Source organism: Saccharopolyspora sp. NPDC000995, assembly GCF_053599315.1.
This window is the reverse complement of sequence record NZ_JBSFLZ010000068.1, coordinates 1-24,878: the sequence shown is the minus strand read 5'-3', so window position 1 is coordinate 24,878 and position 24,878 is coordinate 1. Positions and strand designations below refer to the sequence as shown.

Genomic DNA, 24,878 nt, shown 5'->3' with positions numbered 1-24,878 from the left:
AGGCTAGTCATCGAGGGTTTTGGTCGGAGCCGCCCATTCGGCGGGTGCTGGACAACGGCTCAATCCTATGGGCGGCGCGCCTCGGCACCCGCACCCGTCCCCTGCGCCGCGTGCGTCCCGCGACACATCTGCCGGATACCGGTAACGAACTGTGCCCTTGATCGATGTTCTGGGCAGAAGGGGTGAGTAGCGTGTTCGTCGTCGTTGTGGCTTTGTTGTTGGTGCTGATCCTGGGTGTTGTCATGTTCACCGATGTGCTGGACGGCAAGGAGCCGTCGGGCCGCGGCCTGAAGGACGCGGTGGCGCAGTTGCGGCGGGAGATCCGCCTGATCGGCCACCGCTGATCGTCCAGAATGGACTCCGGCCTCGCCTGTGGCGGGGCCGTTCTGGTACGCCGGGCGGCCGCACCCCCTCGCACCAGTGATGATCTTGTAATCGCCGTGGGACCGGGGGGCTGGCGACCCGGACCCGCGGTGTCGTAGGGTTCGACCGGCCGCTTCACTCGTTCGAGTGAACTGGCGGCGTCACGAGCAGACCATACGGCCGACAGGTGGTGACAACAGTGGGTAAGTCGTCGTTGCCGCGAGCCCGTACTCGGGGCCGCCACCGGCGGGTGGAACCCAAGACGTGGCAACACGCCACTCCCCCACGGGTGATCGGCTACGCGGTCGCGGTGTTCCTCACCGTGATCGCGGTCAGCAGCGCCTACCACCGCACCGACGCGCCGCAGGCAGTCCCGGAACCTGCTCCGCAGGGGACCGCCGTCCAGTCCGGGGCGAAGTTCCTCGTGCCGCAGGTCACTCCCACCGTCCCGAACTTGACCGCCCCGACACCAGAACCGCGGCTGGTCGCCAGCGAGACGCCCGCGCCTGCGCCGACCACCACCGGCACCGCGCCGACGACCATCAAGCGACCCGCGCAGACCGAGGCCCCGGAAACCACGAAGGCACCAAAGCCGGCTTCCCCGACCTCGACCAGTGCGGAGTCCTCGCAGCCGGAGCCATCCCAGTCCTCTGAACCGTCCCAGACCACGCAGCCGTCGGAGCCGCCGAGCGAGTCGGCCCCGCCCTCGCAGCCCGAGCCGGAGCCGACCCCGCCGAGCAGCTCCAAGCCGGCACATCCAGGCCTGCTGCCGGAACTCGGTGGCGTCATCGACGGCATTACCGGTCTGCTGCCGAACCGCTAGCCTTCGCGACTCCGGCACCCCGGTGGGACAGTTGATCCAGGGGGTGCCGACATGGACACAGTCGCGATCACCGGCGGAACCGGACACCTCGGGCGCGAGCTGGTGCGCATGCTCAAGCCCACGCACCGGGTGCGGGTTCTGACGCGCCGTCCCGGCACCGACCCCGAAGTGGAGTGGGTGCCGGGAGACCTAACCACCGGAGAAGGTGTCGCCGAGACGGTGGCCACCGCGCACACAGTGGTGCACGCGGCGACGTATTCTCCAGCCGCGCAGCGGGGTTTCACGCACCCCGTCGACTTCTGGCGCAGCCCGCCCGACGTGGACGTCGACGGCACCAGCCGGTTGCTCGAAGCTGCCGCCGCGGCCCGGGTCCGGCACTTCCTGTACGTCTCGATCGTCGGCGTGGACCGGCCGGCCATGCCGTACCTGCGGCTGAAGCACACCGCCGAAGAGCTCGTCAGCGTCGCCGATGTGCCTTGGTCGATCGTGCGCGCGACCCAGTTCCACTGGCTGCTGGACCGGATGTTCAACCGGGTCTCCCGGCTGCCGGTGCTGCCGCTGCCGGGCGCGCTGCCGACGCAGCCCGTTGACGTCGGCGACTTCGCCGATTACCTGGTCGAATGCATCCGCGACGGTGCCGGGCAGCGGCGCGAGGACTTCGGCGGCCCGGAGGTGCTCACCCTCCGGGATGCGCTGCGGACCTGGCAGCGCGCCCGCGGCAGCGACCGACGGGTACTGGGGCTCCCGGCGCCACATCGGCTGCGCCGCATCGCCACCGACATGACCTGCCCGGGCGGCCGCCGGGGCAAGATCACCTGGGTGGAGTGGCTGCAGTCGCATCCCGCCGGGTGACCGCCGTCCACCCCGAGGTGGGCACCGACCGCTCTCCTACGATCTAGGCGTACGGAGTACGGAGGCGGGTGCGATGGCGACCGAGTACAGCGGTGGCGGAGATCCGGCACGCAGCCTGGCGCTGCTGTGGCGGACCCAAGACGGGCCGGGCAGCGGCCGAAAGGGGCGTTCCGACCTCAGCGTGGACCGCATCGTGCGGGCCGGGATCGAGATCTCCGACACCGACGGGCTCGCCGCGCTCTCCATGCGCCGGGTCGCCGACCACCTCAGCGTCGGCACCATGTCGCTGTACACATACGTGCCGGGCAAGGCCGAGCTGATCGACGTCATGCTCGACACGGTCTACGGCGAGACCGCCCGCCTTGAACCCGAATCGGACTGGCGCGGCAGGTTGACGCAGATCGCCTGGGAGAACTGGGCGCTGTACCGCCGGCATCCGTGGATGCTGCAGGTCGCGGCCGGGCGCGCGGTGGTGGGGCCAAACGCGATCGCCAAGTACGACTACGAGCTGGGCGCGGTCGCGGAGCTGGGGCTCGCCGAGGTCGAGATGGACTCCGTGCTGAGCCTGGTGCTGGGGCACACCGAGGCCGCAGCCCGCCGCTCGGTGGAGATGGCGCAGGTCGAGCAGCGCAGCGGGATGACCGACGAGCAGTGGTGGCGTGCGCACGCGCCGCAGCTCGGCCAGCTCCTCGACCCGCAGCGCTACCCGACCGCCGCCCGCGTCGGCGCCGCAGCGGGCGAGGCCCACGGCTCGGCGCACAACCCGGAGCACGCCTTCGAGTTCGGCCTGCAACGAATCCTCGACGGCATCGAGACCTTCGTCGCGAGCCGCCGGTAGCCCTGTTCAGGCGATCTTCACCAGCATCTTGCCGGTGTTCTCGCCGCGCATGAGGCCGAGGAAGGCGTCCGGGGCGTTACGCAGGCCCTCGACGACCGTCTCCCGATAGTTGATCTTGCTGTCGCGTAGCCAGCTCCCGACCTCTGCGAAGAACTGGTCCTTGAGGTGTGCGCGGTCGCCAACGATGAAGCCCTGCAGCTTCAGCCGCTTGGAGACCAGCATGAACAAGTTGTTCGGGCCGGGCTCCGGCTCCGCGTTGTTGTACTGCGAGATCATGCCGCACTCGGCAACCCGGCCGAAGTCGTTGAGCGAGCCGATCGCGGCCTCGAGGTGCTCGCCGCCGACGTTGTCGAAGTAGACGTCGATGCCGTCGGGCGCGGCTGCTTTGAGCTGCTCGGCGACCGGGCCCTCGTGGTAGTCGAACGCGGCGTCGAAGCCGACCTCGTCCAGCAGGTAGCGGACTTCTCCGCGGATCCGGCGCTGCCGATGACCCGGGACGCGCCTCGCAGCTTGGCGATCTGGCCGACCAGCGAACCGACCGCTCCGGCCGCACCGGAGACGAACACGACGTCGCCTTCCTTCTGCTCGGCGACGTCGACGAGCCCGACGTAGGCGGTCATGCCGGGCATGCCGAGCACGTAGAGGTAGGCGCTCGGCGGAGCGGCCTGCGGGTCGACCTTGACGGCGTGCCTGGCTTCCAACGCCGCGTAGTCGCGCCAGCCGAAGTTGTGCAGCACGAGGTCACCGGGCTGGAAACCCTCGGCGTTCGAGGCGACGACCTCGCCGACCGCGCCACCCTGCAGCGCCTTACCCACGAAAGGCGGGACGTAGGACTTGCCCGCGTTCATCCGGCCGCGCATGTACGGGTCGACGCTCATCCACAGGTTGCGGATCAGCAGCTCACCGTCGCCGGGCTGCGGTGCATCGACCTCGACGATGTCGAAGTTCTCCGATGTCGGCCAGCCCTTGGGGCGCGACGCGAGGCGGATTTCCAGGCCCTTGCTCATCTGCAGCTCCTTCGCGGATGCGGTCGGAGCCGACACTACAAAAATGTCAATCACTGCCAATTGTCGTGTCATGACTTATGTCGCGGCCTGGCACAATGGGTGGCATGACCGTCCCGGCCGACCATGGTGGCCTACGTGCCCGCAAGAAGCAGCGCACGCGGGCCGCCCTGATCGACGCGGGCCTGGACCTGTTCCTGGCGAAGGGCTACGACGCGACCACCATCGACGAGATCGCCGCCGAGGTGGAAATATCATCGCGCACGTTCTTCCGCTACTTCGCTGGCAAGGAGGACGTGGCACTGGCCAAGGGCGCCGAGTTCGACGACCTCGTGCTCGACGCCCTCGCCGCCCGGCCCGCCGACGAACCGCCGCTTACCGCCCTGCGGCACGCAGTGCTTGGCATGATCCGCGAATCGTCCTCCGCCGACGTCCGCCGGTTCCTCCACGTCCAGCACCTGATCAACAAGACTCCGCCGCTACTGGCGGGCAACCTCCGCCGAGCGGCCGGCAGCGAGGAGCGGCTGACCGCGGAGATCGCCGCGCGGCAAGGCGTCGATCCGGCCCTGGACATGCGGCCGCGGGTGGTGGTCGGGATGGTCTGGGGCGCGCTGCGCATCGGCCTGGAGACGATGTGCGCCGACTCGCGCCGCGACCTGGAGCGGCTGGTCGAGCTCGTGGAGGAAGCCATCGACCTGGCCACCACCGCAATCCCCGAGCGCTGGGGCGACGACCCGCACACCTGGTGATCACAACCTCGGCCAGGGGCGCTGCGCGGGGCGGAGCTGCTCGAAGGCCCGAGCCAGGCGAAGCACCCCCAGATCGTCGAAGCGCTTGCCCGCGATCTGCAGTCCGATCGGCAGGCCCTCTGGGGTCCAGCCGCAGTTGACCGAGACGGCGGGTTGGCCGGACATGTTGTACGGCAGCGTGAACGCGATGTGCTCCATCGCGCGCATCGGGTCTCCGGTCGGGTAGGCCTGCTCGGCCGGAAACGCCGGGATCGGAGCCACCGGAGAGAGCACGAAGTCGCAATCGCGGACCACCCGGTTGGCTGCCACCGAGATCGCATCCATCTGACTGAAGCCGTGGAAGACGTCGGCGGCCGAGACGTCCTTGGCGCTGGTCGCCCACTGCGCGATGCCCGGCAGGATCTTGGCGCGGCGCTCCGCGGGCAGGGCCGAGATGTCCGTGAAGGACCGGAACCGCCAGAACCGGTCCATCCCGTCGAGCATCTCACGGGACAAGAACGGGTCGATCGGTTCCACCACGGCCCCGGCAGACTCGAAGAGCCGCGCCGCGGCGGTCACGGCGGCGGTAACCGCCTGTTCGACGGGCAGCCCCACGCGTTGGTCGAGAACCAGGGCGATGCGCAGCCCGGAGACGTCGCAATCCAGCTGCGTCCAGTCGACATCGGCCGGGGGAAGCGCCGTGTGGTCTCGCACGTCCGGCGCCGAAAGCACCGACATCAGCAGCGCGGTGTCCGCAACCGTGCGGGTCAGAGGACCGATGACCCGGCCCGGATACGGCGGGGCGACCGGGATCCGACCGAAGCTGGGTTTGAGCCCGACCACCCCGCACCACCCGGCGGGCAACCGCACCGAGCCGCCGATGTCGGTGCCCACGTGCAGCGGCCCGTATCCAGCGGCGGCCGCCGCGCCCGCCCCGGCACTGGAACCGCCAGGGGTGCGGCCCAGGTCCCAAGGATTGCGGGAGAGGTGGTGGAAGCTCGACGCTCCCGAGGAGAGCATGCCGTAATCGGGCATGGTCGTCTTGGCGAAGATCACCGCGCCGCTCTCCCGAAGACGCGCCGCGGCGGGGGCGTCTTGGCCAGCCGGGGACAGCTCGGTGGCCGCGGTGCCCTGCGGCACGGGCGTTCCCCTCGTCGCGATGTTCTCCTTGACCGTCACCGGAACCCCGTCGACCGGCCCGGCCGGGGCACCGGCACGCCAACGTCGTTCGGACGCCTGTGCTGCTGCGCGCGCACCTTCGGGGTCCGGCGCGTAGAGGGCGCACAGTTTGGGCTCGTAGGACTCGATGCGCTCCAGCACGGCATCCACGACTTCGACCGGCGAGATATCGCCCGTCCGGTACGCCGTCGCCAGATCCGCGGCCGTGAGGTCAGCCAGCTCCCTCATGCAACGTTCTCCTCGCTCGCTCTCGAAGCTCCGAGTCTCGACCAGACCGCACCGCAGGTAAAGGCGGAACCACGCGCCGACTTCGACCGTCCTTTGTGGTCGGCCCAGATGCTGAGCCGGCCGGACACGACTTATTAGGCTGGTAGCAGGACCGAAAGCCAACCACATTGATGAAGCGCACGTGTCGCAACCGTCCCTGCCCCGTCGTCGACTGGGTCGCAGCGGCCCACTGGCGAGCGCCGTCGGCTACGGCGCGATAGGCCTGTCTGGGGTGTACGGCGCCGCTGACGACGCGGAGTCGGCCCGGCTGCTGGACCAGCTGCTCGACCTCGGATCGACTTCCTGCACACCGCCGACGTCTACAGCGACGGGCACTACGAGGAGCTGATCAGCGGCCTGCTCGCGAAACACCGCGACGAGGTAGTGCTGGCCACCAAGTTCGGCGCCAACAAAGACATCGGCGGCAGCCACCCCGAGTACGTGCGCCAGGCGGTCGACGCCAGCCTTGCCCGGCTCGGCACGGACCACATCGACCTCTACTACCTGCACCGGCTCGACCCGGCCACGCCGATCGAGGAAACCGTCGCAGCGATGGCCGAGCTGGTGCAGGACGGCAAGGTGCGGCACCTCGGCCTGTCCGAGATCAGCGCCGAAACCCTGCGCCGCGCCCATTCGGTGCACCCGATCGCGGCGGTGAGCAGGAGTACTCGCTGTTCACCCGTACCCGGAGGCCGAGCTGCTACCCGCGCTTCGAGGAGGAGAGCCTGCGCCGCAACATCGAGCTGACCCTACCGCTGCGGGAGCGGGCCGAGGCACTGGGACTCACCCCGGCGCAACTCGCGCTGGCCTGGCTGCTGGCCCAGGGCGAGGACGTCGTGCCGATCCCGGGCAGCCGCCGTATCGATCGGGTGCAGTCCAACGCCCACGCCGCCACGGCCGAGCTGGACCCGGCGGTGGTGGCCGAGCTGTCCGAGCTGTACCCGCCCGGTGCCGCCGCTGGCGAGCGCTACACGCCCGCCGGGATGGCCCGGCAGGACCGGTGACCGCTCAACCGGCGATCGCGCCGAAGATCAACCCGAGCAGATAGGTCACTGCCGCTGCTCCCGCGCCGATGGCGAGCTGCCGCAAGGCGCGGGGCAGCGGCGCGGCACCGGAGAGCACGCCGACGGCGGCACCAGTGAGCATCAGTGCGAGACCCACGAGCACGACGGCGATGAGGACAGCGAGGCCGCCGGTGAGACCGAACGCGAACGGCAGCACCGGAACCAGCGCGCCGGAGGCGAAGAAGGCAAAGCTGGACAGCCCCGCTTTCGTACCGGTGCCGACGATCTCGTGGTCGTCTGCGGGTTTTTCGGGCGGCACCGGCGGTTTGGGGCCGCGCAGTAGGGCGTCCGCGCGGCGCTGGGCTTCGTCGGCGGACATCCCCCGGGCCCGGTAAACCAGCGTGAGTTCGTTCGCATCGACATCGAGGTAGGGCACCACCGCGCGGGCTTCGGGATTCGGGGCGGCCGCGGCCAGCAGTTCCCGCTGGGAGCGCACCGAGATGTACTCGCCGGCCCCCATCGACAGGGCTCCGGCCAGCAGCCCCGCCAAGCCGGTCAGCAGCACGGTCGAGGTCGGTACGTTCCCACCGATGACGCCCAGCACCAGCGCCAAGTTGCTGACCAGACCGTCATTGGCGCCGAACACCGCCGCGCGGAAAGTTCCCGAAACGCGGGCACGCCCGCGCGCGGCGAGGGCCCGCACCACCTCTTCGTGGATCCTCTCGTCGGCCGCCATCGCCGGGGGCGCGTCGCGGTCGGAGCGGTACGGTGTGCGGCTTTCTGCACGCTGCGCCAGGGCGAGCACGAAGACCGAACCGAACCGGCGGGCGAGCAACACCAGCAGCCGCATCCGGAACTGGCCGCGCCGCTTCGGACCGACCTCGTCTCCGAGCAGTTCTTCCCAGTAGGCGGCGTGCCGTTCCTCGGCCTCGGCGAGCCCCAGCAGGATCTCTCGCTCCTCGCCGGAACGCCTGGCGGCCAGTTCCCGGTAGACCTTGGCCTCCTCGTGCTCGTCGGCGAATCGGCGCCGCCAGCGGCGCACCGATTTCGCGTCTGCTGGGCCTACTCGAAACCCGTCGTCCTGCACGCGCCAAGCCTCCTGAACAAGCGTCCCCGGTGATCATTGGAAGTCCACAGTAGAGCTCTACTGTGCACGATCAACGGCGCGGCGGCAGCAGTTCCATCGAGTCCGCCAGCACCCGGCGCGGCGTCGTCGGCAGCGGCTGGTCCGAAGCCGGCCAGCCCAGCCGCAGTACCAACTGGGGATGTCCCGCACCGCCGAGGACCGCTGCCCGGACCCGTTCCCGCTCCTCGGCGACCTCGCCCAATTGATTCAGCGGGCACGCGACCAGTCCTTTGTGCGCCGCCGCCAGCAGGACCGCGCTGAGCGCCTCGCCCACCGCCAGCCAGCTGTCGACGCGGTCGCCGCGGGTGGCCAGCACCGCGAGCACCGCTTCGTCGATCAGCACTGGAGCCGTCTGCTCGAGATCGTCCAGATCGGCGATCGCCTTCTGGTATTCGGGGTTTTCCCGGTAATGGCTGGCTCTCCGCAGGGCGTCGACCAGGAGCCTCCGGTGCTCAGCCGCGCGCACCAGGACGCCGTGCTCCGTCTCGGACGCGGCCCGCAGGGTCGTCAACAACTCCGGCGGAACCGGCTCCGAGCGGAATAAACACCGCGCGGTGCGCCGCTGCCGCGCGACACCGGCGAGCGCGACCGTCTTTGGGGAGACAAGATCGCGCGGGCTGAACTGGATCGACGCCAGGTGTCCGGGCTGGGCCGGGTTCGGCAGCCGGTGTACCAGCGCCCGCCAACCAAGCGCTGCGAACGCGACCCGCGCGTGGTGCAGTGCGGCGCCGCAACTGATCACCTGCGCACGCCCCGTCGGGTCGAGCTCCTCCGGCAACCGCGAAAGGTCCAGGAACAGCTGCAGCGATCGTTCGGCGAGCAGCCACCGCCATGGTTGGCAGTTGTGAATCGAGGGCGCTCGACACGTCAGGGACAGCGCCGAACACACGCTGTCGTAAGACGGCGCAGCGATGCGTGTCATCCACCACCACGTCCTCACGAACTACAGGTCAAGGACCATCGTTGGCAGGGCCTAACTGATCGGTCCAGGGCAAAAAGTCATAGCGTCCACGGGACCGCGAGCTCGATCTCAATTGCCGAAGGGCGGGCTGCGCTTCTCCAGGAACGACTGAATGCGTTCGCGCGCGTCCGGAGTTTGCGAGGTCGCGGCCATCACCTCGGTGGCGATCGCATAGGCATCGGCCTCCGGCCGGTCGAGCTGCGCGTAGATGGTCTGCTTGCCCACAGCCTTGGCCTGCCTGCTGCCGCGCGTCGCTCGCTCCAGCAGCGCCGCGACAGCCTCGTCCAGCTCCGCATCCGGCACCACCTGGTTGACCAGACCCCAGCACTCGGCGGTCGCGGCGTCGATCGGATCACCGGTGAGCGCCATCTCCATCAACCGCTTGCGGCCGACGGAGCGGGCCACCGGCACTGCCGGCGTGTGGCAGAACCAGCCGCCCTTGCCGCCGGGCAGCGCGAAACCGGCCGACTCAGCGGCCACCGCAAGGTCGCAGGTAGCCACCAACTGGCAACCGGCCGCCACCGCCAGCCCGTGCACCCGCGCGATCACCACCTGCGGAACCGCGTGGATGGTGCGCATCACCGACTCGCACAACCGCAGCAACTCGCGCATCCCGGTCAGGTCGCGGTCGGCCATGTCGCCGAAGTCGTGCCCGGAGCTGAACACCGGACCCGCGCCGGCCAGTACGATCCCGGTCGCCTTCGTCTCGGCCGCCGCTTCGAACGCCTGCCGCAGCTCGGCGAGGTGCGCCGCGGACAGCGAGTTGCGGCTCTTGGGGCGGTTCATGGTGATCCGGGCGGTCGGACCGTCCTGCTCGGTCAGCAGGTGCTGGTACTCCGGGCTGCTCATCGGCGCTCCAGGGAACTCGACTTCGTCGTCGTGCTCCGAGCGTCGCACACCCACCGCCGCGGCGGCACCCACCGGCAACACCTCCCCGGCCGGACGGGGCGATCCCGCTATTCGCAAAATGGGGTCATGCTGGGTTTCGAGACGGATCGCCGCACCCCGCCTGGGCTGCCGCAGACGGCGGACCGCGCGCTGCAGGTGCTGCTCGCCTTCGACCGCGGGAGGCCCGAATGGGGCGTCACCGAGGTGGCCACCGAGTTCGGCCTGCACACCTCGGTCGCGCAGCGCCTGCTGGCGACGCTCGCGCACCGCGGATTCCTGGTGCAGGACACCGCGAACCGCCGTTACCGGATCGGCCCGGCGGCGCTGCACCTCGGCCGAATGTGGGACCAGGCCGGGGCGTTGGACATCCTCATGCGCCCGCTGCTGGCCGAGCTCGCCGAGGAGACCGGGCACAGCGCTCTGCTGGCGCTGCCGGACAGCGCACACATGCGGTGCGTCGTGGTCGCGGAAGGCGCCGACGGCAGGCTGCGGGACTACCCGCTTACCAACGAGCTCTACCCCGCACATGCCGGCGCGACCAGCAAGTCCTTCTACGCGTTCCTGCCCGACGACATGCGGTCGAGGATCTTCACCGATCGGCCGCTGGCCCGATTCACCGAACGCACCATGACCGACCTGGCCGTGCTGGAGGAGCAGTTCGCCGAGATCCGGGAGGCAGGCTGGTCCTACACCGTCGGCGAGTACGACCTCGGCGTGGCCACCCTCGCGGTGCCCGTCTTCCTGCACCACGAGCCCTACGGGAGCCTCAGCGTCGGCTGGCAGTCCGAGCAGTACCGGCACGACCCCAGCGAGTGGGTGGGGCTGCTCCAGGAGACCAGCTCCCGCGTCAGCCTCCGGCTGACCAGGCCCGTCTCTAGGCGCGACCGGCGCGGCCGGTTGTGATCGGCGGCCGGATGTGATCGGCTTTCCCACGCGGGTGGGGAGCCGCCGGTGGCCGCCGGGTAGGGTCTCGTCGGCGTCAAGAGTGGTCGGGGACAGGGGGCTGAGCTCATGAACCGCAAGGCCGTGATCGTGGTCGTGGTGCTCGTAGTCGTCGTCTTGGGCTCGCTATTGGTCCGCGACCCGGTCGGTTCGGCGGACGTCGTCCGGTCCGGGTTCGACCTGCTGGTGTCGGCGATCAGCGCAATGGCCAATTCGCTGACCACGTTCTTCCAGCACCTATTCGCCGGCTGACCGGCCAAGACTACGCACTGTCGGCGCGCACCATAGCCGACAACTTATTCACCAACTGCGCTGTCCGATACTTTCCAACCCAAAGACTCCAGGTTGACCGAAAACATATCCATGATTGATTTCCCGCATGTGAAGGCGTAGCCAGCGTCCTAAAAAGGATCGTACTCAATACCCACTCCCCCAACACCGAAACAAAGCATGGAAAAAGCTCGGGACCAAATACCCTAATTCCTCACACGCGCCGCCTATGCGGTCCACAAAGACGAAAAAACCCGCCGAATCAACACGAAAGCCAGCTTGTCCTCCCCGGGTGAACCGCTTAGGGTGGGAACCGGTCACATCGAAGAAAGAGCCGGCCGAGGTCAGTGCCAAATGACATCGGCTACTGGGGAAGACCGACTCATCAGCGAAGTGGCCCGGTGCAGGAGAAAGGATTTCCGGCCGGTCCGCAGTTCGCAAAGCTCCCACCTGGCACACGTTCGATCAGGGCCCAGATCGTTCCGCTCGGGTGGTCTGCGGGGGGACTGGAATCTCCATGCGCCGCATGCAAGCGCGCGCCGGATCTCAGGGTTATCCGGCACGTGACGTGCATCGACCGAAAATGGTGATGGGAATGCAGATCAAGGACACGTTCAGGTTCGACCGGTTCCGCTCCTGGGGCGGCTGGGGCGGTTGGGGCTCCGGCTGGGGCTGGGGCGGCTGGGGCGGCTGGGGCGGTTGGGGCTCCGGCTGGGGCTCCGGCTGGGGCTGGGGCGGCTGGGGCAACTGCTGGTGAGCCCTAGCGTCCACAGGACCGTCCCAGACGTCCACAGGACCGTGTAGACGCGTAGCTCCCGCTCCTCCCGGGGTGGGAGCTACGCCTGTAAATGGGGGGTGAGGATTTGCCGGGATTGGTGAACTGGCTGTTCCGGCCGGCCGAACGGGACAGCGAGGGGCTGGTCGAGCGCGCGCCGACGGTGCGGGTGCGCGAGGTTTTCCGCCGCTTCTGGCCGGATGCGCGGCAATACCGCGGCTGGATGCTGGTCAGCCTGGTGCTGGTGCTGGTATCGCCGCTGCTGGACGCGGCCGCGATCTGGTTGTTCAAGGTGCTCATCGACGACGTGCTGGCCCCACGCAACTTCTCGCTCTTCCCCGCGATCGCGGTGGCATACGCGTTGATAACGCTGGTGTCGGGCGCGCTGGACTTCTCCGGGCAATACCTGGCGACATGGATCGGCGAGAACTTCCTGAACAAGTTGCGCACCAAGGTCTTCGCCCACCTGCACACGCTTTCGATCGGGTTCTTCGACCGCAGGCGCATCGGCGACACGCTGTCCCGGCTCACCGGGGACGTGACCGCCATCGAGAGCCTGGTGCTGTCCGGGGTCGCGCAGACCTTCGCCTCGGTCGTGAAGGTCCTGCTGTTCGCCGGGGTGCTGTTCTACCTCGACTGGTTGCTGGCCCTGGTGTCACTGGTCGGGGCGCCGCTGTTCTGGGTCGTCGCCAAGGTCTTCGCGCGGCGGATCAGGGAGGCATCCCGCGAGGTCCGCGGTCGCAGCGGCTCGATCTCCACCGTCGCCGAGGAAAGCCTCGGCAACGCGCCGCTGATCCAGGCCTACGGGCGGGAGCAGGCCGAGGTTGACCGCTTCACCCGGCAAAGCCGTGGCAACGTCACCGCCGCACTGGCCTCGGTGCGGATCGGTGCGCTGTTCTCCCCGCTGGTCGACCTGCTGGAAGTGTTCGGCGTGATGGCCATCCTCGGCGTCGGCATCTACGAGCTGTCAGCGGACCGGATCAGCCTCGGCGGGCTGCTGGTTTTCCTGGTCTACCTGTCCCAGCTCTACACGCCGGTGCGCAGCCTCGGCCAGCTGTCCAACACCGTCTTCGCCGCGTCCGCCAGCGCGGAGCGCATCATCGACCTGCTCGACCAGCGCCCGCTGGTTCAAAACCCTGCGCACCCGGTCCCGCTGCCGCGGCGGATCACCGGCCGCCTGGAGGTCGACCGGGTCGGCTTCCACTACCCCGACACCTCCGCCGACGTGCTGCGCGGGGTGAGCTTCTGCGCTTTGCCGGGGCAAACCACAGCAGTGGTCGGAGCCAGCGGTGCGGGCAAGTCCACGCTGACCAAGCTGCTGCTGCGCTTCTATGACCCCACCCACGGCCGGATCCTGCTGGACGGCATCGATCTGCGGGCCGTGGACCTGGACGCGCTGCGCGCCAACATCGCGATCGTGCTGCAGGAAACTCTGCTGCTGGACGGCACCATCGCGGACAACATCCTGGCCGGGCGCTCGGACGCCACCCGCCAGCAACTGGTGGAGGCGGCCGAGGCCGCCGACGCGCACGAGTTCATCCAGCAGCTACCGGAGGGCTACGACACCCGGGTCGGGCAGCGCGGTCGTCTGCTCTCCGGAGGGCAGCGGCAGCGCATCGCGATCGCCCGCGCGATGATCCGCGACGCTCCGATCCTGCTGCTGGACGAGCCGACGACGAGCCTGGACGCCGAAGCCGCACAGCGGATCCTGGCACCGCTGCGCCGGTTGATGGCCGGGCGCACCACCATCGTGATCTCGCACAACCTGCTCACGGTTCGTGATGCGCAGCAGATCATCTACCTGGACCGCGGGATGATCACCGAAGCAGGCACCCACGACGAGCTGCTGGCCAACAACAACGGCTACGCCCACCTCTACCGGCTGCACCACCCAGAGCGTCCGGTCGGACCGCCGCAGGAAACTCCGGCGGTCCGACCGGACGGGCACATGCCCAGCTAGGACACGGCACTAGCGCCAGGATTCGCCGCGCCGACGCGCGCGGAACCACCGCTGGCCGGTACCAGCAAGCAACTTTCCCTTGCGCACCAAGAAGTTCTGGTTCACGAGGTGCTGCTGGTACCGCCACGGCGGATGCGCGCCGTACCGACTGGCTATTGCGAAGGTGAAGTCCAAAGCGTTGCTGTTGGCGTAGCGGTCGACGTTCTCGAACCAGGTCATGCTGGTGCGCGCGGCAGCTTGCGCCAAGCGCAGCTGCGCGTGGCCTTGCTCGTTGAACTCCTTCAACGCTGCTTTCGAGTCGCCGTGGTCGAACAAGTTCTGCGCGAGCGCTACCGCATCCAGCAGCGCCAACTTGGTTCCGGAGCCGATGGTGAAGTGCGTTGTGTGCGCGGCGTCGCCGATCAGGATCATGTTGTCGTGCAACCACGACTCGTTGTAGACGTGGGTGAAGCGCTGCCACGAAGCGGCTTTCCCGCGGGACTGGCTGACCAGTGAACAACCCTGCAGCGGGCGGGCGAAGATCCGCTCCAGCACCCGTGTGCTCTCCTCGTGGCCTAGCCGGTCCAGGCCCAGGTATCGCCAGGCAAGCTCCTGGCATTCGACGACGACGGTACTGACCCCGGCGCTGCTCGGGTAGGCGTGGAACCAGATCCAGCCCTCCGGGGTCTCCTCGAAGTCGTAGGTGAACATGTCGAACCGCCGGTCCGTACCCAGCCAGATGTAGGGGTTGCGCCCCTGGTCCACTCGGGTGCCGAACTCGTCGGCGTACTGGCCCCGGATGCGGCTGTTCGCGCCGTCGGCCACCACGATCAGGTCGGCGTCGGAGAACTCGGACAGGTCGTCGACGCCGCGCTCGTACTCGATGTGCGCCCCGACGTCCGTCGCCCGGTCCGCGAGGATCTCCAGCATCGTGGCGCGGTTGATGCTGTAGCCGTACCCCCCGAGATATGCCTTGTCTTGGCTGCACATCTCGATGACCTGCCCCTGCCACAACGACGACGCCGCGCGGATCCGCTCAGCGCTTGCCCGGTCGTTGCCGTACAGCGTGTCCAGCAGGTCATCCCCGAACACGACGCCCCAACCATAAGTGGCGCCGCGCGGATCGCGTTCGATTACCGTCACGTCGTGCCCGGCGTCCCGCAGTTTCGTCGAAATGGCGAAGTACAGCCCAGCGGGGCCGGCTCCGATGCACACAATTTTCACGGCACAGCACCTCCTGGAAACAGGCGGGCAGCTGCGCAGACGCACCGGGCGGCACGTCTTGTCCGCGTGACGCCCTCGTTGTACACCGCTGCACGACTCGTCGCACCCGCAATTCAGCGGTCCGCATGTCGGACCAGCAGGCAGGAACCTCGATTAGCGTGTTGCGCAGCACGGCTTCGACGAGCCCGGACCACCAGCACAGCAAGGGAGCTGGTGATCATGCGAAGCGCGGCAGCGACCTCCGAATCCGTATCGCGGACCAGCGCCGCACCCATCGATCCGCTGCCGGGCACGCAGAGCGCGCACCGAGCGCTCCTCCTGCGCCAGCTGCTCGGCAGCGAAGGCGGCGGCACCGATCGCGGCGTCGGGCTCGGCGAGCTGCTGCACCGCGAAGCCCACGTCATCCAGTGCCGGCTACTGGAAGCGGCCAATGGCGAACGGACCTCGAGGAGGTAGAGGTGACCGGAGCAGTCGAAACGCCGCAGAACATCGGCTGGTCACACACCGTTCGGCAACGGCCCGAACCGGACACGGCGGGCCCGCTGGCTGCGGTGTCGGCGGATGCGCTTGGCGCACGCCAAGCTCCCACCCGAGGACCTCCACGCGGTTTCTCCTGGCAAAAACCTCCAGGCGACGCTGGTGGGTGTCCGGTGAACAGCGGTTGAGCCGGACCCCGCATCGCGGCGAAGTACCACCGTAACGGCGTGGAGAACCCTTGGGCGCAGATCCGCAAGCACCTCGGCTTCGAGTTCTGCAACTCGGTCTCCGACCGCAACCCGCTGGTCGCCGATCCGCTGCGCCGCACCGACTGCTCGGCGCCACGGACGTGTCGATGCACGTGCTGGCCGCGATGCAGCTGACGGGCCAGGTCGGGGGCCTGCAGCTGCCGGGGGCCGATCTCGGGGCGGTCTTCAGCATAAGCGGCGCGGCGGTCGCCAACTACGCGTCGGTCCTGGAGCGTGTCCGGTGAGCGAACGGCTGCGGTCGCGCGGCGCGCGTTGAACCTCAGGGAACTGCTGGTCCAAGCCGCGCTCTGGCACGGCGACCGCGATGCGGTGGACGTAGCGGAAGCTGCACGACGACGTCAGCGCCCTGGCTTCCGAGGCTCCGCGCGGCTGGTGTGGAACACGGAGAGCGGGTGCTGGTCCACTCCCCGACCACGTCGAGGGTTGAGACGTCATGAGCCTGCCGTTCGCCCACCCGGAGCTGCAGCGTTACCCGAGTCCGGCCGATGCGCCAAGCGTGGAAGCCCACCGGCGCCAACGCCCTGCGCCGCCTCCAGCATCTCCTACGGGACCCGTCCATTTACTGCGGGCAAGGCCGTACTGGTCGGCGGTACCTTCGGTCGGCTGCGTTACCGCATTCCGGCCCGCTGATGGACGGCAGGGGAGTCGCGAACCGAAGGCCGGTCAACGTCTCGGATGCCGCTGCCACGCTCGGCATCCGCGACGACGCCAAGTGAATGCACTTCCACGCGCGCTGTGGGCGGACGCTGACGGCGCGGGTGCGGGCCGGACACTTGCTGCCGGAAACCGAGACCGGCGCCCCGCCCGCGCCGAGCGGCGGTCGACGCGCTGGCCGGGGTGCGCCTAGAGGCCGCACAGTATGCGGAGACGAATTTGCCGATCTTCCACCATCGCCCGGAAGGAGCCGCAACCGTGCAGTCACCCACCGGGACGCGCGAGGTGCTGGTCGCCCGCGTCAAACCCCACGAGGACATCGTGCATGCGGCGAAAAGCTTTGCCTGGCCGAAGATTTGCGCGCCGCGTTGGTCCGCGCCAGAGTCGGGATCCTGGTCGGCGCGCCTGCGGGTGGCCGACTGGGTCGTCGAGGTGCTGGCCCCGGCGGTAGAGGTGAACGCAGTGGTCGGCGAGGTCCGCACCGATGCGCGAGGAGTGCCGGCCGCGACCCTGACCGCTACGCTCGTCGGCGAATCCGGCCAGGTGCACGGCGGCGAGCTGGTCTGCGGCGCGAATCCGGCGGTGGCCATCACCTACGAACTGTTCTTGGAACCCATCCGGGCCGGCGAAGAAGCGGAGTGACGCGATGGCGAAGAGGCTCGACGGGAAGGTAGCGATCGTCTTCGGCGCAGGCACGAGCGCGGTCGAGGCGCCGCAACGATGCGTCAGCAACGGATTCGCCACAGCATCCACCTTCGCCGAGCACGGTGCACGAGTAGTGGCTGTGGACCGCGACGAGGCCACATTGCAAGCCACCTACCGTGCGATCGCGGAGGCCGGCGGCGAATGCACCCCGGTGGTCGCGGACGTCACCGAAGACGAGCAGGTCGCCGCCGCGGTCGACCACGCGGTCAACACCTGCGGGCGCTTGGACATCGTCCACAACAACGTCGGCGTGACGAGGCTGGGCGGGCCGACAGAACTGTCCGAAGAAGACTGGACGAGCGCTTTCGACATCAACGTCACCAGTGTGTTCCGCGCCTGCAAGCACGCGATCCCGCACCTCCTGGAGCGAGGTGGCGCGATCATCAACGTCTCCTCGCTGGCGTCCATCCGCTGGACGGGCTACCCGTACCCGGCGTATTCGGCATCGAAGGCGGCGGTGAACCAGCTGACCCAATTTATGGCATTGCTGCAGTACGCGGACAGGGGAATCCGGGTCAATGCGATCCTGCCGGGCCTAATCCACACGCCGCTGATCTACCAACAGCTGGCCGGGGAGCACGGCAACGCAGAGGCGATGCGCGCGGAACGCGATGCGATCAGCCCAACCGGACGGATGGGCTCGGCGTGGGACGTCGCCAATGCGGCGCTGTTCCTCGCCTCCGACGAGGCCGCCTACATCAACGGCGTGGCGCTGCCGGTGGACGGTGGCCTGCACGCCAAGGCGGTCTGACGCGCGTAACCGAACCAGACCGACGACCTGCGAGGTCGCAAGGAGGCCGCCATGCCCGAAAGGTCCGCAGCAACCGCGAAATCGGCCGGTGTCTCGGTGCCGAGGGACGCCGGTGGCGAATCGGCCTGCTGATGCTCCTGATCCACACCGTGCGTTCGCCGACCGGCAGAACATCAACGTGGCCGCGCCAGAGATGACGGTTCGCCAGCATGCCGCCCGGTCTCTGGGACAGCACGTAGCCCCAGAAAAACGCCGACAGCAGCGCGCCGAGCACCGTCGACGAGCGGTTCGCGATGGGCCTGGCTGAGGGCGCAGTGTGGCCGTCGTTCGCGGTGATGTTCATGAACTGGTAGCCCGATTCGGAGCGTGGCCGGGCGATCAACTTCTCGGAGATGGCGCTGCCGATCTCGTCGATCATCATGTCGTCCAGCGCTGGCTAGCTGATCGCGGGCAACTGGGAGACGATGTTCATCGGGTGGGGAATCCCGCCGCTGGTGCTGGCCGCGGCGTTCGCATGCTGGGGTTCGGACCACCCCAGGCAAGACCGGTTCCGGTCCGAGCAGGAGCGGCGGTTCCCGGCGGAGCGCCCGTCCACGACATACCGCGAGCACGGCTCGCTCCTGGAGGTCCTGCGCAGCCCGATGGTGTGGACGTTTCTGCATGATCTACTTCCTGTGGATCAACGGCCTGTACAGCTTAGGACTGTGGCTTCCGAGCCTGCTCAGCCAGCTCTCGAGCAGCGGCATCGCGGCGGTGGGCGTGCTCTCGACAATCTCGTTCGTGCCGTCCGCGGTGGCGATGTACCTGGACGCGAGGGCATCGGACGGGGCACCGAATCAGCGGGGGCGCCACGTGTGGTGCCGATGTTCCTCGCGGGGCGACGCTGCTGGTGCAGCAGCGCGAGTCCCCAAGTCCCCGCAGGTGGCCGCAACGGCTCGCGGAACTGGGGTGGCACCGCCGGCTACGTCGGGAAGAGTAGAGACATGTTCGCTCCTGGGCCGACCCCTGCGCCGCCCGCATCGCGGAGACTGCGAACATGCGCGCGATGAAATCGCTGATTGAGGACGCCGTGCTCGCCGTCCTCATCACGTTGATCGGCATCGTCGGCACGTTGGGCGCCGACCACTGGACTGCGACCGCGCACCGGCCGATCGACGGCGCCGGCCTGGTGCTGGTGGCAGTAGCCGGGCTGGTCCTGATCCTGCGGCGTCGCCAACCGGTGGTGACGCTGCTCGTCGCCGCCGCCCTCACCGCGACGTACCTGGTCCTGGGCTTCACCTACGGCCCGATCCTGCTGGCGTTGATGATCGCGGTCTACACGTTGGCCAGGCACCGCCCGCCGACCACCTCGGTGCCGACGGCGTTCGCCGCCCTCGTCGTGCTGCTGGTCCACATCTTCATCAGCGCAACCGCGGTGCCCGGCCTGCTCGGGGTGATCCCGGGTTCGGCGTGGGTGGTGGTGCCGTTCGCGGTGGGCAGCGTGGTCCGGTTGCAGCGTGAGGCAGCGTCCCGGGCCAGGGCCGAGGTGCTGCGCCAGCGCGTCGGCGACGAGCGGTTGCGAATCGCGCAGGAGGTGCACGACGTCGTGGGGCACGGGCTGGCAGCCATCAAGATGCAGGCGGACGTGGCGCTGCACGTGCTGCCGAAGAAGCCGGAGCAGGCGGAGGTCGCGCTGGAGGCGATCAGCCGCACGAGCAGCGATGCGCTGGAAGAGCTGCGCGCGACACTGGCCGTGGTGCGCCGTACCGCCTCGCAAAGCCCGACCCCGAGCCTGTCCAGGCTCGACGACCTGCGGAAGCGGATGAGCGAAGCCGGGGTTCAGGTCGAGCTGGCCACGACCGGTCGGCCGCGGGAGCTGCCCGCCGTGGTCGGCCTCACCGGCTACCGAATCCTGCAGGAGTCGCTGACGAACGTGCTGCGCCACAGCGGCGAAAAGCGCGCCGAGGTCACCATCGAATACGCGATCGACGCCTTGGTCATCACGGTCACCAACCCGCTCACCGGCTCGCCGGGCGACAGCGGCGGGCTCGGCATCCCCGGAATGCGGCGGCGGGTCGCATCGCTTGGTGGCGAGTTCACCGCCGGTCCTACCGGGGACGGCCGGTTCGAAGTGCAGGCCCGCCTGCCCATCAAAGGATATCCATGATCACCGTGCTGATCGTCGACGACCAGGATCTGGTGCGCATCGGCCTGCGCACCCTCATCGACAGCGAGGACGACCTGACCTGCGTCGGCGAGGCCGCCGACGGACTGGCGGCGGTGGCTGCGGCCTGCGAGCACCGCCCGGACGTGATCCTGATGGACGTGCGGATGGCCGGCGTCGACGGGTTGGAGGCGACCCGCCGGATCACCGCAGACCCGGAGCTGCCGGACACCAAGGTGATCGTGCTGACCACCTTCGAAATCGACGAGTACGTCTTTGCCGCGCTGCGCGGCGGGGCCAGCGGATTCCTGCTGAAGGACACCAAGCCGGTAGAGCTGCTGCGGGCGATCCGGCTGGTCGCCGGCGGTGAGGCGCTACTAGCGCCGTCGGCGACCAGGCAGCTGGTTCGGGAGTTCGTGTCGATGGCGCCGCGGTCGCGCCGACCGCACCCGCAACTGCACACGCTCACCGAACGGGAGCGCGAGGTGCTGGGCCTGGTTGCGGAGGGCTTGAACAACGAGGAAATCGCTGAACGCCTGGTGGTCAGCCCGGCGACAGCGCGCACCCACGTCAGTCGGGCGATGATCAAACTCGGCGCGCGGGATCGCGCCCAACTCGTCGTCTTCGCCTACCAGTCAGGACTCGCCGACTAGCACTAGCCGCGTCTTTCGCACATGGGAGTGAGTAGGTGATTCCCGAGATCTCGGGGCCTCGTTGATCATTGCGGTTGGGTTGGGGCGACGGCAAGGAGATCGAGTAGTCGGCCTTGGACCGGTGTGGGTTGCGGGATGAGCGCCGGTTGGCCGGCTGTCGCGGGGACCAGCCGTAACCCGGCCAGGCCCTGAAAGATTAGGAGTCTCTCGGCTCATCCGGCTCGTGTCGTTCGGTTGTCAGGTCGTGTACCGCAGCGTCGGTTGCGCGAACAGGTTGGGTGACCGTTGTCGGACTCCTGTCAACCACGCCCGCGCTCTCTCCTCGCTGCGTTTCAGTCGCTTGTATTTCCACCTTGCCCAGCGCATCAGATGACGATCGACGCGCTTACCGATCGGGATGACCGCGCTTGGGTAGAACGCGGGTGTGAAGGTGCGCGGCCGGGAGTACCTGCGGATCGTCTACGGTTCCGACTGCACCGAGGCGGCGAACCTGGACCGCCTCCGCCAGCGGGCCCTCGGCCGCAAACGCGGCCTGGCGACGCGCGATTAGGCGCTCGGTCTCAAAGGCCTGGAGCGGGTCTCGCAGGGCGAGCCGCTGTGGCGGGTGCACGAGTGCGTTTCGCCGTGCTGGCACTGTAACCCGAGCCCGTCGACCCACGGTTGTGATCCGCCGCGGCGATCCGGGAGTTCAGGCCCACCCGCATCGCCGCGGCCCAGCTGCGGACCACCACCTGAACGCGCGGCGCGGGGTCACTGGCCGATCGGGACGAACTTGGACCAGGCGGTCTCGCTGAGCTTGCTCTTGCCGTCCCAGAGCTCGATCTTGATGCGGACCTTGCCCTTCTCGCTCAGGTCCAGGTTGCAATCCACCGGCGGACCTTCGCTGTTCTGGTCCTTGCACTCGTCCGCGCGACCGTAGTCGGTCTCCGACACGGTCTTGATCCACATGCCGTCCTTGTTGGTGTCGTGTGCGAAGAGGTGGTCGCCGACCGCCTCGAAGCAGCCGGTGCCGCGCTCCTCACCCTTGAAGCTGATCGACTGGCACCACTTGGTCTGCATCGGCTTCGACGGCGGTGTCTCCGGATCCGCCGACGGCTCCTGGGGCTCGGGAGTTTGCGTTTCGGTTTCCTGCTCCGGCTGCCGGACCGGCGGGGAGGACGGTGGCGGGGGCGAGCTGGAAAGCAACGAGGTGGGAATCGGCGGCGCCATCGTCTCCCCTACCCGCTGCGAGGTGTCGTCCGACGGAATCGCTCGGCCCGGCTCGGTACGCATCATAGCCGCGACTGCCACCACACCGGCCACGACCGCCACGACCCCGACCCCGCCCAGCACGTACCCCCAGCGCGCGATGCCGCCCTTGCGCTTCGGTTCCGCTGGTGGTGCCGCCAATTTCGCCGGGAGCGCCGTGACGCTGGTCAGCGCCTGGCGCGCCGCGCGGGCCAGCTCACCGGCGCTGGAGAAGCGCTCGGCGGGGTCCTTCGCCATGCCGCACGCGACGATCTGGTCGAATTCGCGCGGGATGTCGCCGCGAACGCCGGTCGGCACTGGCGGTGGTTGGTTGAGGTGCGCGTTGATCAGCGACGCCGCGGTGTCCCCGCCGAACGGCTGTGCACCGGTCAGGCATTGGTAGAGCACGCAGGCCAACGAGTAGACGTCTGCTCGGTGGTCGACGGGGCCGTCGTCGAACCGCTCCGGCGCCATGTAGGCGAGCGTGCCGACGGTGTAGCCGGTGGAGGTCAGCGACGTGGTGGGGCGCAGCGACGCGGCGATGCCGAAGTCGACGAGGTAGGCGAAACCGCCGTGGCTGACCAGGATATTCGACGGCTTGACGTCGCGGTGCACCAGGCCTTCCTGGTGCGCGGCGTCCAACGCCTCCGCGATCTGCTCCAGCACCGTCACCGCATCTGCCGGGCGCATCGCGCCGTTGGCAGCAAGCAGAGAACCTACGTCGCTGCCCTCGACCAGCCGCATGTCCAGATACAGCCGGCCGTCGATCTCGCCGTAGGCGTGGATCGGGATGACGTGCGGCTCGCGGAGCCGTCCAGCCGCGTGTGCCTCCCGCTTGAAGCGCTCGCGGAACTCCTCGTCGACCGCGAGGTGCGGGGCCAGCAGCTTGAGGGCAACGATGCGATCGTGGCGCGTGTCGTACGCGCGGAGGATCTCCCCCATTCCACCCCGCGCGATCAATCCTTCCACCCGGTAAGGACCGAACTGCCACTTCACCGTGCGCAACTCCTCAAGACCGACATCGCGCGCCATCCTATTAGGCGAGTCACACGGTCCCCTCTCACGCCCCGAACGCCACCTCGCCGACTACGCCTGGCGGTGACCGAAGGAAATCGGCTGAACACCGACTGTCGCTGGTGACGTTTCCGCTACGAACCGATGCAGATCGATGCGTCGCGCGTTTCCGGCTGCTAGAAGAAGTGGCTCACCTTCACTCACCCGGATGTGGAAAGGACCGGTCCGCCGATGTCGACCGACGGGACGAACGCACGCAAGATCGACCGGGGCGTACCCGAGACCGGCTGCCCGGTCAGCCGCGGCTCCGACGGCGTATGGACGATCCGCGGCTATGCCGCCGCACGCACCGCGTTGCGCAGCACCGACACCGTCCAGGCCGGGTTCGGGGTGGAGATGGTTGAGAAGATGCCCAGCAAGATCCGGCGCCCCGTGCTGTACCGGGACGGACCGCAACACCGGGAGCACCGGCGCCAGACGGCGAAGTACTTCACGCCGCGCCGGTTGGATGAGAGCTACCGCGAGCTAATGGCGCAGATCTCAGACGCCCAGCTCGACAAGCTCCGCGGGGTCGGGCAGGCGCTCCTCTCGGAGCTGAGCTTCAACCTCGCCGTCGACGTGGCGTGCGCGGTGATCGGGTTGACCGAGAGCCGCCCCGGCCTCCAGCATCGGCTGGAGCGGTTCTTCCCGAAGGAGTTCGGCGAGCCGGGCTTCACCAGCCTTCACGGGCTCTACTGGGCGTGGAGGCAGGCCACCAACTGGTCCGGTATCTACCTCGGCGACGTTCGGCCCGCGGTGCGCGCGCGGCGAAAGCAACGCCGCGACGACCTGATCTCGCACCTGCTGGACGAGGGCTGCTCGTCGGCCGAAATCCTCGGCGAGTGCATCACCTTCGCCGCCGCGGGCATGGTCACCATCCGCGAGTTCGTGAACCTCGCCGCGTGGCACCTGTTCACCGACGAGGCGCTGCTCGATCGCTACCGCGCCGCTGAGGAGCCCGGACGCCTCGCGATCCTGCACGAGCTGTTGCGGCTGGAACCGGTCGTCTCCCACCTCAAGCGGCGCACCACCGCCCCCGTCGAGCTGCCGACCGACGACGAGGAGATGGTCACCGTCCCGGCGGGCGAGGTGATCGACATCCAGGTCAGCGCCACGAACACCGACCCGCAAGCGGTGGGCGATCAGCCGCTGGCGGTGTGCCCCGCCCGTTCCCTCAATGGCGCCTTGGCCCCCGGGCTATCCTTCGGGGACGGCGCGCACAAGTGCCCGGGCGCGAACATCGCGATCCTGGAAACCGACGTCTTCCTGAAGAAGCTGTTCGCGCTCCCGGGAGTCGAGATGTCGAAGCCACCGCGCGTCTCGTTCAACGACGCGATCGGCGGCTACGAATTGCGCGGCATGGTCGTCTCCGTGCCGAAGCCCTGACAGACCGTTCCGCGTGGAGGGCACCTCCTGCCAAGCAACTTGGCTGCAGGAGGTGCCCTTCACGCATCACCCGAACACGGGTTTGTCCACATCGGACTTGTACTCACGACTCCGGCACCTCGTTCGCGGCGGGCACCGCGATGGGTCGCAGCCTCGCCCAGACGACGAAGGCAGCCGAGAAGACGAGCATCCCGATGCCGGAGTAGAAGTTGATGTCGATGCCGCCGGACTTCGCGACGTCGTCAGCGTCGGCCGTCGCACCGACGACGATGAGCACCACCGCGTAGATGCCGAACAGCAGCGCGATTATCGTCCGGATGTCGAAGGCGCCAGCGGTGCCCGAGCTTTTCGCCATGTCAGTTCCTCGTGTCAGTTCC

Annotated in this window: 27 protein-coding genes and 2 pseudogenes; 20 read left to right on the top strand and 9 right to left on the bottom strand. The window is 68.6% G+C overall.

The window, feature by feature from the left end:
* Positions 1–191 precede the first annotated feature (191 nt).
* The 4 genes from ACWDKQ_RS21410 (at position 192) to ACWDKQ_RS21395 (ending at position 2,876) form a co-directional block, all read left to right on the top strand.
* Positions 192–344, top strand: coding sequence for a hypothetical protein (locus ACWDKQ_RS21410; RefSeq protein WP_450140506.1), 153 nt, complete (start codon positions 192–194; stop codon positions 342–344).
* 218 nt (positions 345–562) lie between these two features.
* Positions 563–1,186: a hypothetical protein gene (locus ACWDKQ_RS21405; protein WP_450140505.1), complete on the top strand. Its 624-nt coding sequence runs from the start codon at positions 563–565 to the stop codon at positions 1,184–1,186.
* Between the two features lie 51 nt (positions 1,187–1,237).
* The gene (locus ACWDKQ_RS21400) at positions 1,238–2,038 is read left to right on the top strand and encodes an SDR family oxidoreductase (RefSeq protein WP_450140504.1); all 801 of its coding nucleotides are present in this window, start codon (positions 1,238–1,240) and stop codon (positions 2,036–2,038) included.
* Between the two features lie 73 nt (positions 2,039–2,111).
* Positions 2,112–2,876 (top strand): TetR/AcrR family transcriptional regulator, encoded by a 765-nt coding sequence (locus ACWDKQ_RS21395; protein WP_450140503.1) that lies wholly within the window; start codon positions 2,112–2,114, stop codon positions 2,874–2,876.
* A gap of 6 nt (positions 2,877–2,882) precedes the next feature.
* Here the strand turns inward: ACWDKQ_RS21395 and ACWDKQ_RS21390 are convergent.
* Positions 2,883–3,883, bottom strand: a pseudogene (locus ACWDKQ_RS21390) (NADP-dependent oxidoreductase).
* A gap of 104 nt (positions 3,884–3,987) precedes the next feature.
* Here ACWDKQ_RS21390 and ACWDKQ_RS21385 point away from each other — a divergent pair.
* Entirely contained in the window at positions 3,988–4,629 is a 642-nt protein-coding gene (locus tag ACWDKQ_RS21385; RefSeq protein WP_450140502.1) for a TetR family transcriptional regulator, read from the top strand.
* Here the strand turns inward: ACWDKQ_RS21385 and ACWDKQ_RS21380 are convergent, their stop codons facing one another.
* Entirely contained in the window at positions 4,630–6,015 is a 1,386-nt protein-coding gene (locus ACWDKQ_RS21380; protein WP_450140501.1) for an amidase, read from the bottom strand.
* Between the two features lie 181 nt (positions 6,016–6,196).
* On the opposite strand from ACWDKQ_RS21380, the gene ACWDKQ_RS21375 reads away from it, so the two are divergent.
* The 3 genes from ACWDKQ_RS21375 to ACWDKQ_RS21365 are packed head-to-tail and all read left to right on the top strand — an operon-like array spanning position 6,197 to position 7,058.
* Entirely contained in the window at positions 6,197–6,403 is a 207-nt protein-coding gene (locus ACWDKQ_RS21375) for a hypothetical protein (protein ID WP_450140500.1), read from the top strand.
* Complete coding sequence (locus tag ACWDKQ_RS21370; protein WP_450140520.1) at positions 6,349–6,801, top strand: aldo/keto reductase; 453 nt, start codon at positions 6,349–6,351, stop codon at positions 6,799–6,801. The genes ACWDKQ_RS21375 and ACWDKQ_RS21370 overlap by 55 nt, the downstream gene beginning before the upstream one ends.
* Entirely contained in the window at positions 6,726–7,058 is a 333-nt protein-coding gene (locus tag ACWDKQ_RS21365) for an aldo/keto reductase (protein ID WP_450140519.1), read from the top strand. Before ACWDKQ_RS21370 ends, ACWDKQ_RS21365 begins: the two co-directional genes overlap by 76 nt.
* A gap of 4 nt (positions 7,059–7,062) precedes the next feature.
* On the opposite strand, the gene ACWDKQ_RS21360 is transcribed toward ACWDKQ_RS21365, so the two are convergent.
* From ACWDKQ_RS21360 to ACWDKQ_RS21350, 3 genes are all read right to left on the bottom strand, one after another.
* Complete coding sequence (locus ACWDKQ_RS21360; RefSeq protein ID WP_450140499.1) at positions 7,063–8,100, bottom strand: VIT1/CCC1 transporter family protein; 1,038 nt, start codon at positions 8,098–8,100, stop codon at positions 7,063–7,065.
* Positions 8,101–8,215: 115 nt separating this feature from the next.
* Positions 8,216–9,106: a nitroreductase family protein gene (locus tag ACWDKQ_RS21355; RefSeq protein ID WP_450140498.1), complete on the bottom strand. Its 891-nt coding sequence runs from the start codon at positions 9,104–9,106 to the stop codon at positions 8,216–8,218.
* Between the two features lie 108 nt (positions 9,107–9,214).
* Entirely contained in the window at positions 9,215–9,994 is a 780-nt protein-coding gene (locus ACWDKQ_RS21350) for an enoyl-CoA hydratase-related protein (RefSeq protein ID WP_450140518.1), read from the bottom strand.
* A gap of 126 nt (positions 9,995–10,120) precedes the next feature.
* On the opposite strand from ACWDKQ_RS21350, the gene ACWDKQ_RS21345 reads away from it, so the two are divergent.
* The 4 genes from ACWDKQ_RS21345 to ACWDKQ_RS21330 all read left to right on the top strand — a co-directional run bounded on the left by ACWDKQ_RS21345 (position 10,121) and on the right by ACWDKQ_RS21330 (position 13,980).
* A complete protein-coding gene (locus ACWDKQ_RS21345) occupies positions 10,121–10,936 on the top strand; it encodes an IclR family transcriptional regulator (protein WP_450140497.1) in 816 nt (271 codons plus the stop codon).
* 108 nt (positions 10,937–11,044) lie between these two features.
* On the top strand, positions 11,045–11,227 hold the full coding sequence (locus ACWDKQ_RS21340) for a hypothetical protein (RefSeq protein ID WP_450140496.1): 183 nt from the start codon (positions 11,045–11,047) through the stop codon (positions 11,225–11,227).
* 613 nt (positions 11,228–11,840) lie between these two features.
* Positions 11,841–12,002, top strand: coding sequence for a hypothetical protein (locus ACWDKQ_RS21335; protein ID WP_450140495.1), 162 nt, complete (start codon positions 11,841–11,843; stop codon positions 12,000–12,002).
* Positions 12,003–12,120: 118 nt separating this feature from the next.
* Complete coding sequence (locus ACWDKQ_RS21330) at positions 12,121–13,980, top strand: ABC transporter ATP-binding protein (RefSeq protein WP_450140494.1); 1,860 nt, start codon at positions 12,121–12,123, stop codon at positions 13,978–13,980.
* Positions 13,981–13,989: 9 nt separating this feature from the next.
* On the opposite strand, the gene ACWDKQ_RS21325 is transcribed toward ACWDKQ_RS21330, so the two are convergent.
* Positions 13,990–15,183: an FAD-dependent monooxygenase gene (locus ACWDKQ_RS21325; protein WP_450140493.1), complete on the bottom strand. Its 1,194-nt coding sequence runs from the start codon at positions 15,181–15,183 to the stop codon at positions 13,990–13,992.
* A 219-nt stretch (positions 15,184–15,402) separates the two neighbouring features.
* On the opposite strand from ACWDKQ_RS21325, the gene ACWDKQ_RS21320 reads away from it, so the two are divergent.
* The 4 genes from ACWDKQ_RS21320 to ACWDKQ_RS21305 all read left to right on the top strand — a co-directional run bounded on the left by ACWDKQ_RS21320 (position 15,403) and on the right by ACWDKQ_RS21305 (position 18,039).
* Entirely contained in the window at positions 15,403–15,639 is a 237-nt protein-coding gene (locus tag ACWDKQ_RS21320; RefSeq protein WP_450140492.1) for a hypothetical protein, read from the top strand.
* A 259-nt stretch (positions 15,640–15,898) separates the two neighbouring features.
* A complete protein-coding gene (locus ACWDKQ_RS21315) occupies positions 15,899–16,153 on the top strand; it encodes a hypothetical protein (RefSeq protein WP_450140491.1) in 255 nt (84 codons plus the stop codon).
* A gap of 688 nt (positions 16,154–16,841) precedes the next feature.
* Entirely contained in the window at positions 16,842–17,225 is a 384-nt protein-coding gene (locus ACWDKQ_RS21310; protein ID WP_450140490.1) for a hypothetical protein, read from the top strand.
* A 4-nt stretch (positions 17,226–17,229) separates the two neighbouring features.
* A complete protein-coding gene (locus tag ACWDKQ_RS21305; protein ID WP_450140489.1) occupies positions 17,230–18,039 on the top strand; it encodes an SDR family NAD(P)-dependent oxidoreductase in 810 nt (269 codons plus the stop codon).
* On the opposite strand, the gene ACWDKQ_RS21300 is transcribed toward ACWDKQ_RS21305, so the two are convergent.
* On the bottom strand, positions 17,987–18,457 hold the full coding sequence (locus ACWDKQ_RS21300) for a hypothetical protein (protein ID WP_450140488.1): 471 nt from the start codon (positions 18,455–18,457) through the stop codon (positions 17,987–17,989). The two genes, ACWDKQ_RS21305 and ACWDKQ_RS21300, sit on opposite strands and share 53 nt — an antisense overlap.
* Positions 18,458–19,084: 627 nt before the next feature.
* On the opposite strand from ACWDKQ_RS21300, the gene ACWDKQ_RS21295 reads away from it, so the two are divergent.
* From ACWDKQ_RS21295 to ACWDKQ_RS21285, 3 genes and pseudogenes are all read left to right on the top strand, one after another.
* Positions 19,085–20,185 (top strand): sensor histidine kinase, encoded by a 1,101-nt coding sequence (locus ACWDKQ_RS21295; protein WP_450140487.1) that lies wholly within the window; start codon positions 19,085–19,087, stop codon positions 20,183–20,185.
* Positions 20,182–20,835: a response regulator gene (locus ACWDKQ_RS21290; protein ID WP_450140486.1), complete on the top strand. Its 654-nt coding sequence runs from the start codon at positions 20,182–20,184 to the stop codon at positions 20,833–20,835. The genes ACWDKQ_RS21295 and ACWDKQ_RS21290 overlap by 4 nt, the downstream gene beginning before the upstream one ends.
* Before the next feature lie 421 nt (positions 20,836–21,256).
* Positions 21,257–21,474 (top strand): annotated as a pseudogene (locus ACWDKQ_RS21285) (hypothetical protein); the annotation flags it as partial.
* 111 nt (positions 21,475–21,585) lie between these two features.
* On the opposite strand, the gene ACWDKQ_RS21280 reads toward ACWDKQ_RS21285, so the two are convergent.
* Positions 21,586–23,058, bottom strand: a complete 1,473-nt coding sequence (locus ACWDKQ_RS21280) for a serine/threonine-protein kinase (RefSeq protein WP_450140485.1) — start codon at positions 23,056–23,058, stop codon at positions 21,586–21,588.
* A gap of 249 nt (positions 23,059–23,307) precedes the next feature.
* Here ACWDKQ_RS21280 and ACWDKQ_RS21275 point away from each other — a divergent pair, with 249 nt between their 5' ends.
* Positions 23,308–24,501, top strand: a complete 1,194-nt coding sequence (locus ACWDKQ_RS21275; RefSeq protein ID WP_450140484.1) for a cytochrome P450 — start codon at positions 23,308–23,310, stop codon at positions 24,499–24,501.
* Between the two features lie 103 nt (positions 24,502–24,604).
* On the opposite strand, the gene ACWDKQ_RS21270 is transcribed toward ACWDKQ_RS21275, so the two are convergent.
* On the bottom strand, positions 24,605–24,856 hold the full coding sequence (locus tag ACWDKQ_RS21270; protein ID WP_450140517.1) for a hypothetical protein: 252 nt from the start codon (positions 24,854–24,856) through the stop codon (positions 24,605–24,607).
* Positions 24,857–24,878: the final 22 nt, after the last annotated feature.

What these genes read in the sequence shown, in the direction of transcription:
- ACWDKQ_RS21275 (WP_450140484.1), top strand. Translation starts at nt 23,308, where the DNA reads ATGTCGACCGACGGGACGAACGCACGCAAGATCGACCGGGGCGTACCC.
- ACWDKQ_RS21355 (WP_450140498.1), bottom strand. Translation starts at nt 9,106, where the DNA reads ATGACACGCATCGCTGCGCCGTCTTACGACAGCGTGTGTTCGGCGCTG.
- ACWDKQ_RS21300 (WP_450140488.1), bottom strand. Translation starts at nt 18,457, where the DNA reads ATGATCGACGAGATCGGCAGCGCCATCTCCGAGAAGTTGATCGCCCGG.
- ACWDKQ_RS21345 (WP_450140497.1), top strand. Translation starts at nt 10,121, where the DNA reads ATGCTGGGTTTCGAGACGGATCGCCGCACCCCGCCTGGGCTGCCGCAG.
- ACWDKQ_RS21380 (WP_450140501.1), bottom strand. Translation starts at nt 6,015, where the DNA reads ATGAGGGAGCTGGCTGACCTCACGGCCGCGGATCTGGCGACGGCGTAC.
- ACWDKQ_RS21400 (WP_450140504.1), top strand. Translation starts at nt 1,238, where the DNA reads ATGGACACAGTCGCGATCACCGGCGGAACCGGACACCTCGGGCGCGAG.
- ACWDKQ_RS21335 (WP_450140495.1), top strand. Translation starts at nt 11,841, where the DNA reads ATGCAGATCAAGGACACGTTCAGGTTCGACCGGTTCCGCTCCTGGGGC.
- ACWDKQ_RS21395 (WP_450140503.1), top strand. Translation starts at nt 2,112, where the DNA reads ATGGCGACCGAGTACAGCGGTGGCGGAGATCCGGCACGCAGCCTGGCG.
- ACWDKQ_RS21320 (WP_450140492.1), top strand. Translation starts at nt 15,403, where the DNA reads ATGCGAAGCGCGGCAGCGACCTCCGAATCCGTATCGCGGACCAGCGCC.
- ACWDKQ_RS21340 (WP_450140496.1), top strand. Translation starts at nt 11,045, where the DNA reads ATGAACCGCAAGGCCGTGATCGTGGTCGTGGTGCTCGTAGTCGTCGTC.
- ACWDKQ_RS21305 (WP_450140489.1), top strand. Translation starts at nt 17,230, where the DNA reads ATGGCGAAGAGGCTCGACGGGAAGGTAGCGATCGTCTTCGGCGCAGGC.
- ACWDKQ_RS21270 (WP_450140517.1), bottom strand. Translation starts at nt 24,856, where the DNA reads ATGGCGAAAAGCTCGGGCACCGCTGGCGCCTTCGACATCCGGACGATA.
- ACWDKQ_RS21385 (WP_450140502.1), top strand. Translation starts at nt 3,988, where the DNA reads ATGACCGTCCCGGCCGACCATGGTGGCCTACGTGCCCGCAAGAAGCAG.
- ACWDKQ_RS21295 (WP_450140487.1), top strand. Translation starts at nt 19,085, where the DNA reads ATGAAATCGCTGATTGAGGACGCCGTGCTCGCCGTCCTCATCACGTTG.
- ACWDKQ_RS21290 (WP_450140486.1), top strand. Translation starts at nt 20,182, where the DNA reads ATGATCACCGTGCTGATCGTCGACGACCAGGATCTGGTGCGCATCGGC.
- ACWDKQ_RS21350 (WP_450140518.1), bottom strand. Translation starts at nt 9,994, where the DNA reads ATGAGCAGCCCGGAGTACCAGCACCTGCTGACCGAGCAGGACGGTCCG.